Source organism: Morganella sp. HMSC11D09 (assembly GCF_001807955.1).
Lineage (GTDB): Bacteria > Pseudomonadota > Gammaproteobacteria > Enterobacterales > Enterobacteriaceae > Morganella > Morganella morganii.
The window spans coordinates 1-611 of sequence record NZ_KV791718.1 but is presented as its reverse complement, the minus strand read 5'-3'; the positions used below and the strand labels follow the sequence as shown (position 1 = coordinate 611).

General features: G+C 52.0%; 1 rRNA gene. It reads right to left on the bottom strand.

From position 1 onward, the window contains the following. Positions 1 to 48: 48 nt before the first annotated feature. A 16S ribosomal RNA gene (locus HMPREF3119_RS18340) occupies positions 49 to 611 on the bottom strand; the annotation flags it as partial.

The window sequence follows — 611 nt, the reverse complement described above, 5'->3', positions numbered from 1 at the left end:
TTTCTATCAGACAATCTGTGTGAACACTCACATTCAGTATCAACCAGGTAAGGAGGTGATCCAACCGCAGGTTCCCCTACGGTTACCTTGTTACGACTTCACCCCAGTCATGAATCACAAAGTGGTAAGCGCCCTCCCGGAGGTTAAGCTACCTACTTCTTTTGCAACCCACTCCCATGGTGTGACGGGCGGTGTGTACAAGGCCCGGGAACGTATTCACCGTAGCATTCTGATCTACGATTACTAGCGATTCCGACTTCATGGAGTCGAGTTGCAGACTCCAATCCGGACTACGACGTACTTTATGAGTTCCGCTTGCCCTCGCGGGGTCGCTTCCCTTTGTATACGCCATTGTAGCACGTGTGTAGCCCTACTCGTAAGGGCCATGATGACTTGACGTCATCCCCACCTTCCTCCGGTTTATCACCGGCAGTCTCCTTTGAGTTCCCGCCATCACGCGCTGGCAACAAAGGATAAGGGTTGCGCTCGTTGCGGGACTTAACCCAACATTTCACAACACGAGCTGACGACAGCCATGCAGCACCTGTCTCAGAGTTCCCGAAGGCACCAAAGCATCTCTGGAAAGTTCTCTGGATGTCAAGAGTAGGTAA